This window comes from Pseudarthrobacter sp. N5, assembly GCF_050157035.1.
Classification (GTDB): Bacteria; Actinomycetota; Actinomycetes; order Actinomycetales; family Micrococcaceae; genus Arthrobacter.
This window is the reverse complement of sequence record NZ_CP189593.1, coordinates 2,229,113-2,245,321: the sequence shown is the minus strand read 5'-3', so window position 1 is coordinate 2,245,321 and position 16,209 is coordinate 2,229,113. Positions and strand designations below refer to the sequence as shown.

General features: G+C 63.7%; 13 protein-coding genes. 6 read left to right on the top strand and 7 right to left on the bottom strand.

Features of this window, described 5'->3' with window-relative positions; translation table 11 throughout:
- Window positions 1-52: 52 nt before the first annotated feature.
- Genes ACQCST_RS10810 through ACQCST_RS10800 form a run of 3 tightly spaced genes read right to left on the bottom strand, consistent with a single transcriptional unit; the run spans window position 53 to window position 3,663 of the window.
- The gene (locus ACQCST_RS10810; protein WP_426995791.1) at window positions 53-964 is read right to left on the bottom strand and encodes a MaoC family dehydratase; all 912 of its coding nucleotides are present in this window, start codon (window positions 962-964) and stop codon (window positions 53-55) included.
- On the bottom strand, window positions 961-2,301 hold the full coding sequence (locus tag ACQCST_RS10805; RefSeq protein WP_426995790.1) for a 3-oxoacyl-ACP reductase: 1,341 nt from the start codon (window positions 2,299-2,301) through the stop codon (window positions 961-963). The genes ACQCST_RS10810 and ACQCST_RS10805 overlap by 4 nt, the downstream gene beginning before the upstream one ends.
- Before the next feature lie 9 nt (window positions 2,302-2,310).
- Window positions 2,311-3,663, bottom strand: a complete 1,353-nt coding sequence (locus tag ACQCST_RS10800; RefSeq protein WP_426995789.1) for an acetyl-CoA C-acetyltransferase — start codon at window positions 3,661-3,663, stop codon at window positions 2,311-2,313.
- A 62-nt stretch (window positions 3,664-3,725) separates the two neighbouring features.
- Between ACQCST_RS10800 and ACQCST_RS10795 the strand changes: the two genes are divergently transcribed.
- Together ACQCST_RS10795 and ACQCST_RS10790 are read left to right on the top strand one after the other, a co-directional pair.
- Window positions 3,726-4,436 (top strand): TetR/AcrR family transcriptional regulator, encoded by a 711-nt coding sequence (locus ACQCST_RS10795; RefSeq protein ID WP_426995788.1) that lies wholly within the window; start codon window positions 3,726-3,728, stop codon window positions 4,434-4,436.
- A 148-nt stretch (window positions 4,437-4,584) separates the two neighbouring features.
- Window positions 4,585-6,723 (top strand): acyl-CoA dehydrogenase, encoded by a 2,139-nt coding sequence (locus tag ACQCST_RS10790; protein ID WP_426995787.1) that lies wholly within the window; start codon window positions 4,585-4,587, stop codon window positions 6,721-6,723.
- Window positions 6,724-6,841: 118 nt separating this feature from the next.
- Here the strand turns inward: ACQCST_RS10790 and glgA are convergent, their stop codons facing one another.
- Complete coding sequence (gene glgA / locus ACQCST_RS10785) at window positions 6,842-8,038, bottom strand: glycogen synthase (protein ID WP_426995786.1); 1,197 nt, start codon at window positions 8,036-8,038, stop codon at window positions 6,842-6,844.
- A 101-nt stretch (window positions 8,039-8,139) separates the two neighbouring features.
- Between glgA and glgC the strand changes: the two genes are divergently transcribed.
- From glgC to ACQCST_RS10770, 3 genes are read left to right on the top strand one after another with little or no spacing between them, the layout of a single operon-like run.
- A complete protein-coding gene (glgC, locus tag ACQCST_RS10780; RefSeq protein ID WP_426995785.1) occupies window positions 8,140-9,561 on the top strand; it encodes a glucose-1-phosphate adenylyltransferase in 1,422 nt (473 codons plus the stop codon).
- A 46-nt stretch (window positions 9,562-9,607) separates the two neighbouring features.
- Complete coding sequence (locus ACQCST_RS10775) at window positions 9,608-11,059, top strand: SDR family NAD(P)-dependent oxidoreductase (protein WP_426995784.1); 1,452 nt, start codon at window positions 9,608-9,610, stop codon at window positions 11,057-11,059.
- 48 nt (window positions 11,060-11,107) lie between these two features.
- Window positions 11,108-11,575, top strand: coding sequence for a pyridoxamine 5'-phosphate oxidase family protein (locus ACQCST_RS10770; protein WP_426995783.1), 468 nt, complete (start codon window positions 11,108-11,110; stop codon window positions 11,573-11,575).
- Between the two features lie 31 nt (window positions 11,576-11,606).
- Here the strand turns inward: ACQCST_RS10770 and ACQCST_RS10765 are convergent, their stop codons facing one another.
- The 3 genes from ACQCST_RS10765 to ACQCST_RS10755 all read right to left on the bottom strand — a co-directional run bounded on the left by ACQCST_RS10765 (window position 11,607) and on the right by ACQCST_RS10755 (window position 15,010).
- Window positions 11,607-12,458 (bottom strand): transglutaminase family protein, encoded by an 852-nt coding sequence (locus tag ACQCST_RS10765; protein ID WP_426995782.1) that lies wholly within the window; start codon window positions 12,456-12,458, stop codon window positions 11,607-11,609.
- Window positions 12,455-13,381 (bottom strand): alpha-E domain-containing protein, encoded by a 927-nt coding sequence (locus tag ACQCST_RS10760; protein ID WP_426995781.1) that lies wholly within the window; start codon window positions 13,379-13,381, stop codon window positions 12,455-12,457. The genes ACQCST_RS10765 and ACQCST_RS10760 overlap by 4 nt, the downstream gene beginning before the upstream one ends.
- A gap of 72 nt (window positions 13,382-13,453) precedes the next feature.
- Window positions 13,454-15,010 (bottom strand): circularly permuted type 2 ATP-grasp protein, encoded by a 1,557-nt coding sequence (locus ACQCST_RS10755; RefSeq protein ID WP_426995780.1) that lies wholly within the window; start codon window positions 15,008-15,010, stop codon window positions 13,454-13,456.
- A gap of 188 nt (window positions 15,011-15,198) precedes the next feature.
- On the opposite strand from ACQCST_RS10755, the gene ACQCST_RS10750 reads away from it, so the two are divergent.
- Window positions 15,199-16,206, top strand: a complete 1,008-nt coding sequence (locus ACQCST_RS10750; RefSeq protein WP_426999151.1) for a YeiH family protein — start codon at window positions 15,199-15,201, stop codon at window positions 16,204-16,206.
- The last annotated feature ends 3 nt before the right edge of the window (window positions 16,207-16,209 follow it).

Sequence of the window (16,209 nt, the reverse complement as noted above, 5' to 3'; positions counted from 1 at the left end):
CTCTCGTCCTATTGTCCCACTTTCGCTTTCCCGCGCATCATACCCTGTGGAGCTAAAGGGCCGTGACGGATCCGCTGAAGTGTTTGCGGCGCGTACGCGGGTTCCAGGCGACGTACACGGAATTCTGCCATGCGCCGCCCTCGGGCTGGACCGTAGCGATGTCCAGTGCAACCCTCGCCGGCAGGAAAACCGGTGCGTCAAAGAAAACGTCCCAGCTGAAGGAATTGCCCTTGACAGCGCCCACATCAGCGAGCGCCCGGGAGGCAAGGTACATACCGTGCGCGATCGAACGCCGCATCCCCAGTGCTTTGGCCGACAGCACGCTCAAGTGGATCGGATTGAAGTCGCCCGAAACCGCTGCGTAGGCTCGGCCCGTGTCCACGCCGAGTTGCCAAAGGGCTGTCGGATCCGGGGCCGTGAAGGGGGCTGCTTCAACTGAGGCCGAGGGTTTGTCGATCCCCGGGAGGAAAACGCCTTTCGCCAGGTAGGTCGAAACCCCCTTCCACCGCACAACGGTATGGCCGGCGCCACGGACCTCGGCAATAACATCCAGCTGGGTCCCGGCACGGTGTCCCCGAAGGTTCTCCACCCGTGCTGAAATGTCCAGGGTTTCGGTGAAAAGTACAGGAGACCCCTGCTCCACGCGGTTGCTGAGGTGGATCATGCCCAGCAGCGGCAGCGGGAAATCGTCCCGGTTCATCACACTCATGGCAACAGGAAACGTCAGTGCGTGGATAAACCCCGCGGGGAGCACATCACTGGCTGTCTCCCCGATGAGGTGCTGGTACGCGGTCAGGTTTGCCACCCCGGCCACAACTCCCCTCACCTCATGGCCTGCCATAGGCAAGGTGACGCCGGCAGTGGACCCCAGCACCCTCCGCCGGGCCGCTGTGGCCGCCGCATTTACGTACAGCTTGGACAAAGATGGCATCTCCGCCAGGATGACCGGCTGGACGCCGGTCATGCGCCCACCAGATTTTGTCCGCAGACCCGCAGTACCTCTCCGGAGATTCCGCCAGCGGCATCGCTGGCCAGAAACGCGATGGCTTCCGCGACGTCTGCCGGTTTTCCGCCCTGCTGCAGCGAATTGAGCCGGCGTGCAATCTCACGGGTGGCCAACGGAATCCGGCTGGTCATCTCGGTTTCAATAAAGCCCGGGGCCACGGCATTAATGGATCCTCCGTGGACGGCAAGCAACGGCGCCGTAGCGCGGACCATTCCCATGACGCCGCCTTTGGAGGCCGCATAGTTGGACTGCCCGCGGTTCCCTGCAATACCGCTGGTGGAGGCGACAGACACAATGCGTGGCGCATCGCGGAAGTGCTCTGAGCCAAGCAATGCCTCATTGATCCGGAGCTGGGCGGCAATGTTGACTCCTATCACGGAACTCCACCGTCCCTGGTCCATGTTGGCCAGCAGCTTGTCCCGTGTAATGCCGGCGTTGTGGATGACGATGTCCAGGCGGCCGTAACGTTCAACGGCGTGGTCAATGATGCGCTGACCCGCGTCTTCACGGCTGATGTCGAGCTGAAGTGCTGTCCCCCGGACCTCGTTGGCCACGTCCGCGAGGTGGTCACCGGCCGCCGGAATGTCGACGACGATCAGGGTGGCGCCGTCACGGTATAGAGTCCGGGCAATTGCTGCACCGATACCCCGCGCGGCCCCTGTGACGACGGCAACCTTCCCGGCGAGGGGCTTGTCGACATCTTCCGGCAGGTGACCTTCAGCGGAGGTGACCGCGAGGAACTGCCCATCCACAAAGGCCGAACGGCCGGAAAGGAAGAACCGCAGCGCGCCCAGTGTGCTGGCGCTGGTGACGCTCACGTCCTCAGCCAGGACGATGCCGTTTCCGGTGGCACCGGAACGGAGTTCCTTGGCCAGCGAGCGCAGCAGGCCATCCACGCCCTGGCGTGCGGCCGCGGCCGCTGGTGACCCGGCTGTTGCAGCCTGCCGCGAGAGAGTGACAACCCGGGCGTTGGGCGAGAGATCGCGGAGGGATGCTGCAGCCGAGAGGACCGGGCGTTCAAGGTCCTCGGGGCGGGACAGCTCGTCCAGGACCAGCACTATGGCACCCAGCTTCTCCTTCGGCACGGCGTGGCGCCGTACATCGAGATCCCACAATAGAAGTGCGGCGGCCAACGCGTCGGCGCCTGCAGTGGAGCCCTGAACCAGGACCGGGCCGGTGATGATCGGCTGCCCGGGTTGGTGGCGGCGCAGGACCACCGGCTGGGGCAGGCCGAGCTTCCTGGCAATATCCCTGCCGAGTCCGTGGCTCACCATCTGCGTATATTTGTCTGTCATCCGGCCCCCCTAGTGTGCTTCGAGTATCGCGACGACGCCCTGGCCGCCGGCAGCGCAGATGGAAATCAGCCCGCGCGCCGGGCGTCCGTCCACCTGGCCCTTGGCATGGAGCATCTTGGCCAGCGATGCCACGATGCGGCCGCCAGTGGCCGCGAACGGGTGGCCGGCAGCAAGCGAGGAGCCGTTGACGTTCAGCTTGGCCCGGTCGATACTGCCGAGGGCGCCGTCCAGACCCAGCCTGGTGCGCCCGAACTCCTCGTCCTCCCATGCCGCAAGAGTGCTCAGCACAGTTCCTGCAAAGGCTTCGTGGATCTCGAAGAAGTCGATGCCCTCGAACGTCAGGCCGTTGCGGGCCAGCAGCCTCGGCACAGCGAAGGCCGGAGCCATCAGCAGACCATCCTTGCCGTGGACGAAGTCCACGGCTGCTGCCTCTCCGTCCAGGACGGTGGCCAGCTTTGGAAGATCGTGCGCGTCCGCCCACTCTTCGGAGGACAGCAGCACCGTGGAAGCGCCGTCGGTGAGCGGGGTGGAGTTTCCTGCCGTCATGGTTGCTTCGGCGCCAAGATTCTTCCCGAAGACCGGCTTGAGAGTGGCCAGTTTTTCCAGTGAGGTGTCGGCCCTGAGGTTGGAGTCCCTGCTCAGACCGCGGTATGGCGTCAGCAGATCATCGAAGAAACCGGAATCGTAGGCGGCCGCCAGGTTGTGGTGGCTGTTGAAGGCCAGTTCGTCCTGAGCTTCACGGGTCACCTTCCACTGGGCCGTGGTCAGTGCTTGGTGCTCACCCATCGAAAGGCCCGTGCGCGGCTCACCGGTGTTTGGGGCGTCCGGTGCAAGGTCCTTGGGCCGTAGCCGGCTGAGGATCTGCAGCCGCTGTGGAAGCGACTTGGCCCGGTTCAGATCCAGCAGCACCTCGCGAAGGCCTTCGCTGACGGCGATGGGGGCGTCCGACGCCGAATCAACACCGCCGGCTATGCCGGAATCAATCTGGCCCAGTTTGATCTTGTTGGCCAGGCCCAGAACCGTCTCCAGGCCGGTGGCGCACGCCTGCTGGAGGTCGTAAGCAGGCGTTTCCGCTGAGAGTGCGGAACCCAGGACAGCTTCACGCGTGAGGTTGAAGTCCCGGGAGTGTTTAAGCACGGCACCTGCCGCCACTTCGCCGATGCGCTCATCCTGTAGTCCAAAGCGGGCAATCAGGCCATCGAGCGCTGCCGTCAGCATGTCCTGGTTTGAAGACTTGGTGTAGGCGCCTCCGGTGCGGGCGAACGGGATTCTGTTGCCACCCACAACAACTGCCTTCCGCAGCTGCTGGGCTGGCTTGGGTGCTGACGTGGCTGCTGATTCCCCGAGTCCGTTGACGGACATGTGGTGTCTCCTTTGATCAAATCTGGTTACCGATACCCAGCGTACCTGATACGCTGGGTATCGTGAACATTCTCCATGCAGAATCTTCGGCGCCCTCCGGCCCTTTCGACGGCCCTGCAGCCGTTGACGGCCGCGCAGCCCGCTGGCAGTCGCACCGCGAGGAACGGCGCCACGACCTCATCAAATCAGCGCGCCGGGCCGTCCACGCCCTTGGTAGCGACGCATCCATGGAAGACATCGCAGCGGCGGCGGGAACCTCCAAGTCAGTTTTTTACCGCTACTTTGGCGACAAAGCCGGGCTTCAGCAGGCAGTGGGGGACGTTGTCCTGAGCCAGATGCAGCGGCGCATCCGTGAAGCGGCGCAGGGTGCACAGACGCCCCGGGAGGGACTGCTTGCCATGGTGTCCGCCTACCTGCAAATGGCGGAAACCAGCCCCAACGTCTATACATTCGTCACGAGGTACCCCCCCGGAGATCCGGACATCGGACAGGGTTCCATGGCCACGGCCGGGGCCCTTGGCCATTTCTTTGACTCGATCGCGGATATGATCGCCCGTCCCATGCGCGCCCACCTGGGGCAGGGCACAGGCAAGGAAACGATCATCGGATATTGGCCCACAGCGGCGATTGGACTGGTCCGCAATGCCGGTGAGCAATGGCTGGGCAGCCCGGAATCCCCCACCAAACCGGATCACGAGACCATGGCGCGCCAGATCACGGATTGGCTTTGCGTGGGCATTGCCCCGGAACTGGATACCAGCGGCCGTCCATGATCCACACGGACAGGCCGAGCAACCCTGAACTGACAGTGACAGAACCAGCTTTCGACAGAACAAGCGAACTCCTGGAACTAACGAACTCCCGGAACTAACGAACTCCCAGAGCAAACGACTTTGCCAGAACCACAGAAGGATGAAAGACATGACTGAAGTAGTGGACCGTCCCACAGGCAATGCTGCAGTGCCCACCGAGGGGCGGGCCGCCAACAGCCCGGCTGCGGCTGTCAGTGCTGCTGATGAACAGCCTGCCGTTGATGTGGCCGCGCTGGGCGAGCAGCTGCTGGGCAAATGGGCCCACATCCGCAGGCAGGCCCGCGCATTGGCCGCGCGACCGGAACTGCATAAGACTGAAGGGCTGACGCACACCGAGCACCGCAAGCGGACCTTCGGACAGCTGCAGTACCTCGTGGACAACGAGGCCGTACACCGCGCCTTCCCCACGGCCCTTGGCGGCTCGGACGACCACGGCGGCAACGTTGCAGGGTTTGAGGAGCTGGTCACTGCCGACCCGTCCCTCCAGATCAAGGCCGGCGTGCAGTGGGGGCTCTTCGGCTCCGCCGTTATGCATCTCGGAACCGAAGCGCACCATAGCAAATGGCTGCCGGGCATCATGAGCCTGGCCATTCCCGGCTGCTTCGCCATGACCGAGACCGGACACGGCTCCGACGTTGCCAGCATCGCCACCACCGCCACTTATGACCCCGCAAAACAGGAATTTGTGGTCCATACCCCGTTCCGTGCCGCCTGGAAAGATTACATCGGTAATGCTGCCATTGACGGACTCGGCGCTGTGGTGTTCGCCCAGCTCGTGACCAACGGCGTCAGCCACGGCGTCCACGCGTTCTACATGGACCTGCGCGATCCGCTGACCAAGGAATTCCTGCCCGGCATCGGCGGAGAAGACGACGGTGTCAAGGGCGGCCTGAACGGAATCGACAACGGCCGGCTGCATTTCAACAACGTCCGGATCCCCCGCGCTAACCTGCTGAACCGCTACGGCAACGTGGCTCCCGACGGTACCTACAGCTCTCCCATTGCCAGCCCGGGCCGCCGATTCTTCACCATGCTCGGCACCCTGGTGCAGGGCCGCGTGTCCCTGGACGGCGCTGCGGTCGCGGCGTCCAAGATGGCCCTCAAAACGGCCATCCAGTACGCAACAGAACGCCGCCAGTTCAACGCTTCCTCGTCCACGGATGAGGAAGTCCTGCTTGACTACCAGCGCCATCAGCGCCGTCTCTTCACCCGGCTGGCAACCACCTACGCGGCCAGCTTCGCCCACGAACAGCTCCTGCAGAAGTTTGATGACGTCTTTTCCGGCACGCACGACACCGATGAGGACAGGCAGGACCTGGAGACGCTGGCCGCCGCTCTGAAGCCGCTCAGCACCTGGCATGCCCTGGACACCCTGCAGGAATGCCGCGAAGCCTGCGGCGGTGCCGGCTTCCTGATTGAGAATCGGTTCGCTTCCCTGCGAGCGGATCTGGATGTCTACGTCACCTTCGAAGGTGACAACACCATCCTGCTGCAGCTGGTGGCCAAACGTCTCCTGGCTGACTATGCCAAGGAATTCCGGAACGTGGATTTCGGTGTGCTGGCCCGCTATGTCGTAGGCCAGGCCACCGACGTGGCCATCCACCGCACCGGGTTGCGACAGGTGGCACAGTTCGTGGCAGATACCGGCTCGGTCCAGAAGGCCGCGCTCGCGCTCCGGGACGAAGAAGGCCAGCGCACCCTGCTGACTGACCGGGTCCAGTCCATGGTTGCCGAGGTCGGAGCAGCCCTGAAGGGCGCCAACAAACTTCCCCAGCACCAGGGTGCGGCGATCTTCAACCAGCACCAGAATGAGCTGATCGACGCAGCACAGGCGCACGCCGAACTGTTGCAGTGGGAGGCCTTCACCGACGCTCTCAGGAAAATATCCGATCCCGGGACTAAAACGGTCATGACCTGGCTTCGCGACCTTTTCGGTCTGTCGCTGGTCGAAAAGAACCTTTCCTGGTACCTCATGAATGGCCGGCTCTCCATGCAGCGTGGCCGCACCGTTGGCGACTACATCAACCGGCTGCTGGTGAAGATCCGGCCGCACGCGGTGGATCTGGTGGACGCCTTCGGTTACGGCCCGGACCACCTCCGCGCAGCCATCGCCAGCGGAGCCGAAAAAATCCGACAGGACGAAGCACGCGAATTCTTCCGCATGCAGCGCGCCAGCGGGGACGCGCCCGTGGACGAGAAGGCAATCCTGGCCCGCAAGAAAATTGAAGCCGGGCTCCCCCGGCACTGATACGCCGGCAGCCGTTTCTTCCATCTGGTTGATCACGACGGCGCCGCTCCCCTCGGCGGGGAGCGGCGCCGTCGTCGTAATGAGTGGCCGTTACTGTCTTTGCCGCCCAAATGACCTGCTATGCAAGAACCGAGCGGTACACCTCGAGGGTGGTTTCCGTGATGGAGTCCCAGGAAAAGTGTTCCTCTGCCCGGCGGCGTCCGGCCTGGCCCATGGCGCGGGCGCGTTGGGTGTCAGAGACAACCTCAGTTAGCGCAGCCGCAAATTCGCTGACGAACCTGTCCGGATCCAGCGGCGTGCCGGTTCCGTCGGTAACCTGCTCCAGTGCCACCAGCAGACCGGTCTCGCCGTGCCGGACAACCTCCGGGATACCGCCCGTGGCGCTGGCCACCACCGCCGCACCGCAGGCCATGGCTTCCAGATTCACGATGCCCAGCGGCTCGTAAATGGATGGGCAGGCGAAAGCCGTTGCGTGGCTGAGGACCTGGATCAGCTCATGGCGCGGAAGCATCCGTTCAATCAACACCACGCCGCTGCGCTTCCGCTGCAGTTCTTCGATCAGGCGCGCGGTCTCGGTCGCAAGTTCCGGTGTGTCCGCCGCGCCCAGGCACAGCACGAGTTGCACGTCTGCGGGCAGCAGGGCCGCCGCGCGCAACAGGTACGGGACTCCCTTTTGCCGCGTATTCCGCCCCACGAACACCACACTGGGCAAGGCAGGATCAATTCCCAGGGCGCGGACGGCGTCTTCGCCCTCATCGCGGTTCCAGAGTCCCACGTCAATACCGTTGTGCACCACACGAACCTTGGCCGGGTCCACATCAGGGTAGCTGCGCAGAATGTCCTGGCGCATGCCCTCAGAGACGGCGATGATCGCAGCTGCCGCCTCGTAGGCTGTTTTCTCCACCCAGGACGACAGCGCATAGCCGCCGCCCAGCTGTTCCGCCTTCCACGGCCTGAGCGGCTCCAGGCTATGGGCGCTCAGTACATGCGGAATGCCATGCAGCAGCGACGCCAGATGGCCGGCCATGTTGGCATACCACGTGTGCGAATGGACCAGGTCAGCGCCCTCGACGTCCGGAACGATCCGCACATCGACTCCGAGCGTCTGGACTGCGGCATTGGCTGAACCCAGGTCCTCCGGCACGGAATACGACGTCACGGCCGCACCGTGATAGTCAGCATCCCTGGGGGCACCAAAGGCTCGTACCTGCAGGTCAACATGCTTGGCAAGGACCCGGCTCAGCTCGGCCACGTGGACGCCGGCGCCTCCATAAATCTCGGGCGGGAATTCTTTAGTCACAATGTCTATTCGCACGATAACCAAGGTAGTCCTTCCAGCGTATCTGTTCTAGTGTGAAGGAGTCCGGGCGTACCGGACGGTTGGGGTGTTACGAAGACGTACAGGGAGCGACCATTATGCCGACGAAGAAAGTGCTGGCAATTGTCCTGGCCGGCGGCGAAGGAAACCGGCTGATGCCATTGACGGCTGACCGGGCAAAACCTGGGGTGCCTTTTGCAGGCAGTTACCGGCTGATCGACTTTGCGCTGTCCAATCTGGTGAATTCACGCTATCTGCAGATCGTGGTCCTCACCCAGTACAAATCGCATAGCCTTGACAGGCATATTTCCGAGACCTGGCGGATGTCAACGCAGCTCGGCAACTACATAGCCTCCGTTCCCGCACAGCAGCGCGTAGGCAAAAGCTGGTTCCTGGGCAGCGCAAACGCCATCTACCAGTCCTTGAACCTGATCCGGGACGCCAACCCGGACATCGTAGTGGTGGTCGGCGCCGACCACGTGTACCGGATGGACTTCGCCCAGATGGTGGATCAGCATGTGGCCAGCGGAGCAAAGGCGACAGTTGCCGCGGTGCGCCAGCCGCTGGACATGGCCAATCAGTTCGGCGTCATAGAAGTGGATCAGAACGATCCCCAGAAAATCGCTGCGTTCGTTGAAAAGCCCTCCACGACGCCTGGGCTTGCCGCCGACCCCACCCAGTTCCTTGCCTCCATGGGAAACTACGTTTTTGATGCAGACGCCTTGGTGGAAGCCCTTCACCTGGACGCCGAACGCCTGGACACCAAGCACGATATGGGCGGAGACATCATTCCCTACTTCGTCAGCCAGGGCGAGGCGGGAGTCTATGACTTCACCCTCAACGACATCCCCGGCTCCACCGAACGCGACCGTAACTACTGGCGTGATGTGGGCACCATCGACTCGTTCTATGACTCGCACATGGACCTCATCTCCCCTGTACCGGTATTCAACCTGTACAACTCCGAGTGGCCCATCTACACAAGGCAAAGCATTTCACCGCCGGCAAAGTTCGTCCGCGGCCAGAACAACACGGTGGGTACTGCCCTGGATTCCATCGTTGCCAGCGGAGTGGTCATCTCCGGCGGCGTGGTGGAAGGGTCAGTGCTGTCCAACGATGTCTACGTGGGAACAGCCAGCCGCATCCTTGACTCTGTGCTGATGGACAAGGTCCAGATCGGCGAAGGTGCCGTGGTCAAGCGCGCCATCATCGACAAGAACGTCAAGGTCCCGGCCGGGGCTGCAATCGGCCTTGATCATGAACTGGACCGTGCCCGCGGATTCAAGGTTACGGAGTCCGGCATCACCGTATTGTCCAAGGGTCAGGACGTACCGGCGCCAGGCGACGCCGAGCGCGCACTCTCGGCGGCCAACCTCCACCTGGTGCCGAACGCGGTGAAGGCGGCCACTGAAAATTATCCGGCGGTCCGTGACTCCCTGGAACAGGCAGGCAAGGCCGGTGCAGCCGCAGGCGCAACCCAAACCGCAACGGACCGGGAATCCATACCGAGCAACTCCTGAGCAGGCGGGGCAGGCCAGGGCCCGGCCAGGCTGTAAAATCGGTACAATGAGCTCCTCCGATCTGACGCCTGACGAGATCCAGGCCTGCCTTAGGGTTTTGAACACCATCCACGTCTATGACGAGGAACACCCTGACTACGTGGCTGTGCGCCGGGCCACGGGGAAAATGTTCAAGGCCGTCAAACGGCATCGCCGCGTGACAAAGCGCGATCTCATCGCCGAATCAGACCGTGCCGTGATGGCACAGACGGCCACAGCCGCCCCGGACCGGATCGACGACGAGACCCGCGGGAACAAGCTGGCGGCCTCAGCCACCGGAAAAGTGGCGGGCCATCTGATCCGTTCCCGCCCCTGCTACATCTGCAAGCAGCACTACACCCAGGTGGACGCCTTCTACCACCAACTGTGTCCGGAATGCGCGACCTTCAGCCACAGTAAACGCGATGCCCGCACCGATCTGACCGGCCGGCGCGCCCTGCTGACCGGAGGCCGGGCCAAAATCGGCATGTACATTGCCCTTCGCCTGCTCCGAGACGGCGCACACACCACCATCACCACACGTTTCCCCAAGGATGCCGCGCGCAGATTCGCCGCCATGGAAGACAGCCCTGACTGGCTTCACCGGCTGCGGATCGTGGGCATAGACCTCCGGGACCCCTCTCAAGTCATCGCCCTTACGGATTCCCTGGACGCCGCCGGCCCGCTGGACATCATCATCAACAACGCCGCCCAGACAGTGCGCCGCTCCGGCAATGCCTATAAGCCGCTGGTGGATGCCGAGGACGAAGAGCTTCCGCCCGAGCTTGATGTGGTCAACGGCGGTCCGGAACTGGTGACTTTCGGCCATGCCCATGACAAGCACCCGCTGGCTCTGGCAAGCAGCGTCACCGAGCACCCCGTGCTGGCCGGCGACGCGATCACTTCGCTGGCGCTCTCCACCGGTTCGGCATCCCTGGAGCGGATTGCGTCGGGAACAGCAATCGACGCAGGCGGTCTGGTCCCTGACCTGGCCGACATCAACAGCTGGACCCAGGTGGTGGACGAGGTGGACCCGCTGGAAATGCTCGAAGTCCAGCTCTGTAATGTAACAGCGCCGTTCCTGCTGGTCAGCAGGCTGCGCGGAGCCATGAAGCGCTCCACCGCCCACCGCAAGTACATCGTGAACGTCACGGCCATGGAAGGCCAGTTCTCGCGTGCCTACAAGGGCCCGGGACACCCGCACACGAATATGGCCAAGGCCGCGCTGAACATGATGACGCGCACCAGCGCCCAGGAAATGCTTGAAACCGACGGCATCCTCATGACGGCTGTGGATACCGGCTGGATCACCGACGAACGTCCGCACTACACCAAGGTCCGTCTGATGGAAGAGGGCTTCCATGCACCGTTGGATCTTGTGGACGGGGCCGCCCGCGTCTATGACCCCATCGTTATGGGCGAGAACGGTGAGGACCAGCACGGGGTCTTCCTCAAGGACTACAAGCCCAGCCCCTGGTAACCGGGGCGGTTCTGGCCCGGGCGGATCTACGGGCGTAAGCTCAGCGGCATGAGCCGAGAAGAATCAACCGGAGTGGAAAACCTTGATAACCATGAATGCTGGAGCCTGCTCCGGACCGTATCCGTGGGCAGGCTGGCAACGCTGGTGGACGGAAGCCCGGACATTTTCCCGTTGAACTACACCGTGGACCATGGCACTGTCGTCTTCCGGACCGGCGAGGGCAGCAAGCTCGACGCTTCCCTCGGCGGAAGCGGTGTGGCGCTTGAAGCAGACGGCGTGGACACCGCCACAGGCATGGCGTGGAGCGTGGTGATCAAAGGCAACGCCGCCGCCATCACCGGCACGGAGGAAGTTCTGGACAGCGCGGCGTTGTACCTCTTCCCGTGGCAGGCAGGTACCAAAAACCATTTTGTGCGGATAACACCAGGTTCCGTCACCGGCAGGCGGTTCACTGTCACTTCTCCGATGACCTGGTGGACCCAGCTGAGCGGAGCGCCACGGGCAGCGCCTGAATAAGCCGGCCCCCGGCACCGGCCAAGCCAGCCGGTCAGGCCAGTCTGGTGATTTCCACGCTGACGCTGAGCTCAGAACCTCCGCCGCCGGACAGAATGCCTTTCAGCGGAGGCACATCGCGGTAGTCCCGGCCCCGCGCCACGGTCACATGATAGTCCCCGGCAGGCTTGTGGTTGGTGGGATCCCAGCTGTGCCATTCCCCGTCCCACCACTCCAGCCAGGCGTGGGACTGTCCGGCCACAGTCTCGCCGATGTCCGCCGTCGACCGCGGGTGCAGATATCCGGAAACGTAGCGCGACGGAATTCCGCAGCTGCGCAACGAGCCGATGGCCAGATGCGCGAGGTCCTGGCACACCCCCTGGCGCTGGCCCCAGGCTTCCTCGGCGTTGGTGGTGACGGCCGTGGATCCTGTCATGTAGGTCATTTCGCCGCGCATCCATTCAAAGACTGCCAGTGCGGCCTCATGCGGGTTTTTGCCTGCCACCACGCCGGGGATGATCCCCAGCACCTCGGGACCGGGTGCACTCAGCTGGGATTGCGGAATCCAGTCGCTGAACTGATTGAGGGTCTCCGGCGCGCCGATGACGTCCCACCCGACGATGTCGGACTTTGCCGGGAAACGTTCCACCCGGTGGACCTCCACGGTGGTGGTGGCCAGTACCTCAAGGTGCTCATGGGGCATCTGCATGTCGAAGGCGGTAACCCGGGTTCCCCAGTAATCGCGGTAGCTGCTGACCGCAGCCTGGCTGGGCGAAACTTTCATGGAGGATTCCAGCACCACCTGCTGGGGATCCGTCAGCGGTGTCATGCGGGCCTCGTTGTAAGAGAGCGTGACGCGCTTGTTGTACTGGTAACCGGTCTTGTGGGTGATGCTGAGCCGGGTCATGAAACTTCTCCCACCCAGGCAAGTTCGTCCGCCTGATTGAAGTACTTACGGGAAATGGCGTCCGAGGCCTGAGAGACCGCTTTCTGCACACGTTCCATGTGTTCCGGAAGTTCGGACATCAGATCGTCCGTGCGGTGGAATTCAAGGAAGGTGCGGGCCTGGCCAACGATGCGCCGGGCATCGTTGATGAATCCCACCCGTTGTGCGGAGGGATCCAGTTTGGCCAGGCACTCATCGGCGTCGCGCAGCGCATAAACAATCGACCGCGGAAAAAGCCTGTCAAGCAGCAGGAACTCGGCCGCGTGCTGGTCGCCGAAAGCGGCCCGTCGGGTCCGCAGGAACGATTCATAGGCTCCGGCACAGCGAAGCATGTTCACCCACGACATGCCGGCGGACAGGACGTCCCGGGTGGAAAGCATACGCGCCGTCATGTCTGCCCGCTCCAAGGACCGCCCGAGGACCAGGAACAGCCAGCTTTCGTCGTGGCTGACAGTGGTGTCGGCCAGTCCGCTCACCATGGCCGTCCGCTCCAGCACCCAGTTGCAGAAGCGGTAAGTTCCCACCACGTCCTTGCGGTGCTGGTTCAAGCCGTAGTAGGTGGTGTTGAGGCTCTCCCAGAGGCCTGAGGACACAGTCTCGCGGGCACGCCGGGCGTTTTCGCGGGCGGCGCCCAGCGAGCCGGCGATGGATGTGGCACTGTGTTTGTCGTAGGCCAGCGCGTGCAGGAGTTCATTGAGCCCGAACTCCTCGCTTTGCGGCCGCGCCCCCATGACTGCCAGCAGTCCCTGGGCAACGCTGCGCTGCTCTTCCATGGGCAGGTGGTTCAACCGCTCCAAGTGGACGTCCAGGATGCGGGCGGTGCCATCGGCCCGTTCCACGTAGCGGCCGATCCAGAAAAGGGACTCGGCAATACGGCTAAGCATTCGCGGTTACCTCCTGCGCATCCGAAAAATCCGGGCTGTCGGTGAATGAAAATATTGCATGCGGATCCCGGATCACTGCTGCTGCTCCGTCTGGCGGTCGCGCCAATTGCTTTCCACGGGCCACACCGAGACGCGCTCGCGCAAAGTGATGGCCGGACGCGGCAGGGACTCCACCGGTACCTGCGGGGAATCGGCAAGCACCCAGGTGTCCTTGGACCCGCCACCCTGGCTTGAGTTGACGATGAGTGAACCCTCTTTGAGGGCAACCCGGGTCAGCCCGCCGGGAAGGACCCAGACGTCGTCGCCGTCGTTCACCGCAAAGGGCCGCAGATCCACGTGGCGCGGGCCAAATTTGTCCCCGCTGAGCGTGGGAACCGTGGACAACTGCAGGACAGGTTGGGCGATCCAGCCGCGGGGGTCGGCAATGACCCGTTTCCGCAGGGCCTCAAGCTCCTCCTTGGACGCGTCCGGACCGATCACCAGGCCCTTGCCGCCGGAGCCGTCCACAGGCTTCACCACCAGCTCGGCAAGCCTGTCCAGCACGTGCTCCCTGGCTGCCTTTTCCTCGAGCCGGAAGGTATCCACATTGGCGATGACCGGTTCTTCCCCGAGGTAATACCGGATCAGCTCCGGTACGTAGCTATAAACCAGTTTGTCATCCGCCACTCCGTTGCCCACCGCATTGGCGATGGTTACTCCGCCGGCGCGGGCCGCGTTAACCAGACCGGGGCAGCCCAGCATGGAATCGGAACGGAACTGCAGGGGGTCCAGAAACTCGTCGTCGATGCGTTTGTAGATGACGTCCACGCGCTGTTCGCCGGCCGTGGTCCTCATATAGACACGGTTGCCTCGGCAGATGAGGTCGCGGCCCTCAACGAGCTCCACACCCATCAGGCCGGCCAGGAGCGTGTGCTCGAAGTAGGCGCTGTTGAACACGCCGGGGGTCAGGACCACAACGGTGGGATCGTCGACGCCGGACGGTGCGGTCTTGCGGAGCGCTGACAGCAGCCGCCGGGGGTACTCCTCAACCGGCCGGATGAGCTGCTGGCCGAAGGCCTCAGGAAGACCTTTAGCCATGGCCCTGCGGTTCTCCAGCACGTAGCTGACGCCCGAAGGAACACGGACGTTGTCCTCCAGTACCCGGAACGTCCCCTCCGCATCACGGACCACATCGATACCGGAAACGTGTACGCGGACGCCGCCGGCGGGTTCGAATCCGTGCACTGCCCGGTGGAAATGGGCGCTGGTGGTGACAAGCTGGCGCGGAATCACGCCGTCGGACACAACCGTCATTTTGTCGTAAACATCATTGAGAAACGCTTCAAGCGCGCGGACACGCTGCGCCACGCCCCGTTCCAGGACATCCCATTCGTTGGCCGGGATCACGCGGGGCACGATGTCCAGCGGGAAGGGCCTCTCCTCGCCGGCAAAGTCAAAAGTGACGCCGCGGTCCAGGAAAGTCCGCGCCATGGAATCTGCGCGCGCACTGACGTCGGCCAGGGACAGCTCACGGAGCGCCCCTGCCACCTGCCCGTAAGATTTACGGGCCTTCTGGCCTGGGGCAAACATCTCGTCGTATGCGCCGGTTCGGCCGGCAGCCTCGGAGTAATCCTGGAATAGGTCAGACATGGACATTAGCCAACCATCTTTTTGTTTCAAAATCATTACCGCCGTCCATTGTGGCGTGTTGGGCCTGCCCCGCCGGTTCGTGTTTTCCGGCCCTTTTCCGGCAAGGTAGGTGAGTGCCAGACCCAAGAAACCCCGGCGGCCTCTCCCTGCCGCTCCGCGGGCAGCCCGGCCGGTTGCTGCCGGGCCTGATGACAGCAGTGTTTGCGCTCGCCATCGCGTTCACGGTCCATGCCGCGGTGCCTGCTCTTCCCGCCATGACGCTTGCGGTTGTGCTGGGTCTCCTGGCGGCCAACCTGCCGTGGTCCGCCGGCTGGACAGCGGGCCGCGCCCGTCCGGGACTGGACTTTGCCGGCAAGCACCTCATGCGTGGCGGAATTGTGCTGCTGGGGCTCAAGGTCAGCATCGTGGACGTCCTGGGGCTGGGCTGGCTTGCCCTGCTGCTGATCACGGGAGTGGTGCTGGCCAGCTTCACCGGCACCTACGGCATCTCCCGCCTGTTCCGGCTGCCACGGGAGGCCTCCTTGCTGATCGCCACCGGCTTTTCCATCTGCGGGGCCTCCGCGATCGGCGCCATGGCTGCCGTGCGGCGGATCCGGCACGCAGACACCGTCCTCCCCGTGGCTCTGGTCACGCTGTGCGGTACGCTGGCCATTGGAGTCCTGCCCCTGCTGATGCACCCGCTGCTGCTCAGTCCTGAACTTTTCGGTGCATGGACCGGTGCCTCGGTCCATGACGTGGGGCAGGTGGTGGCCACAGCGCAGACCGCCGGCACAGCGGCGCTGGGCATCGCCGTCGTCGTCAAATTGACCAGGGTGATCCTGCTGGCTCCCATCGTGGCGGCAGCGGGAATCCAGCAACGGGTCTCCAGAGCACGCGCCGCCCGCAGGGACATCCGGGCAGGTGGAAGCGGTGTGGACAGCAATGTGGGCCAGCTCCCGCCGGTTGTTCCACTGTTTGTCATTGGCTTCGTGGCCATGGTCGGGCTGCGGTCCACCGGTTGGCTGTCTGCGGGTTGGCTCGAGGCGGGGGCAGGGCTGCAGGACATCCTGCTCGGCGCCGCACTGTTCGGGCTGGGCTCCGCGGTGCGGATCCGCACCCTCCTGCACACCGGTTCCCGGGCGCTGCTCGCCGCTCTGGCATCCTGGCTGCTGATCGCTGTGCTGGGCCTCGGGGCGGCAATGCTCATGATTAGATAGCTG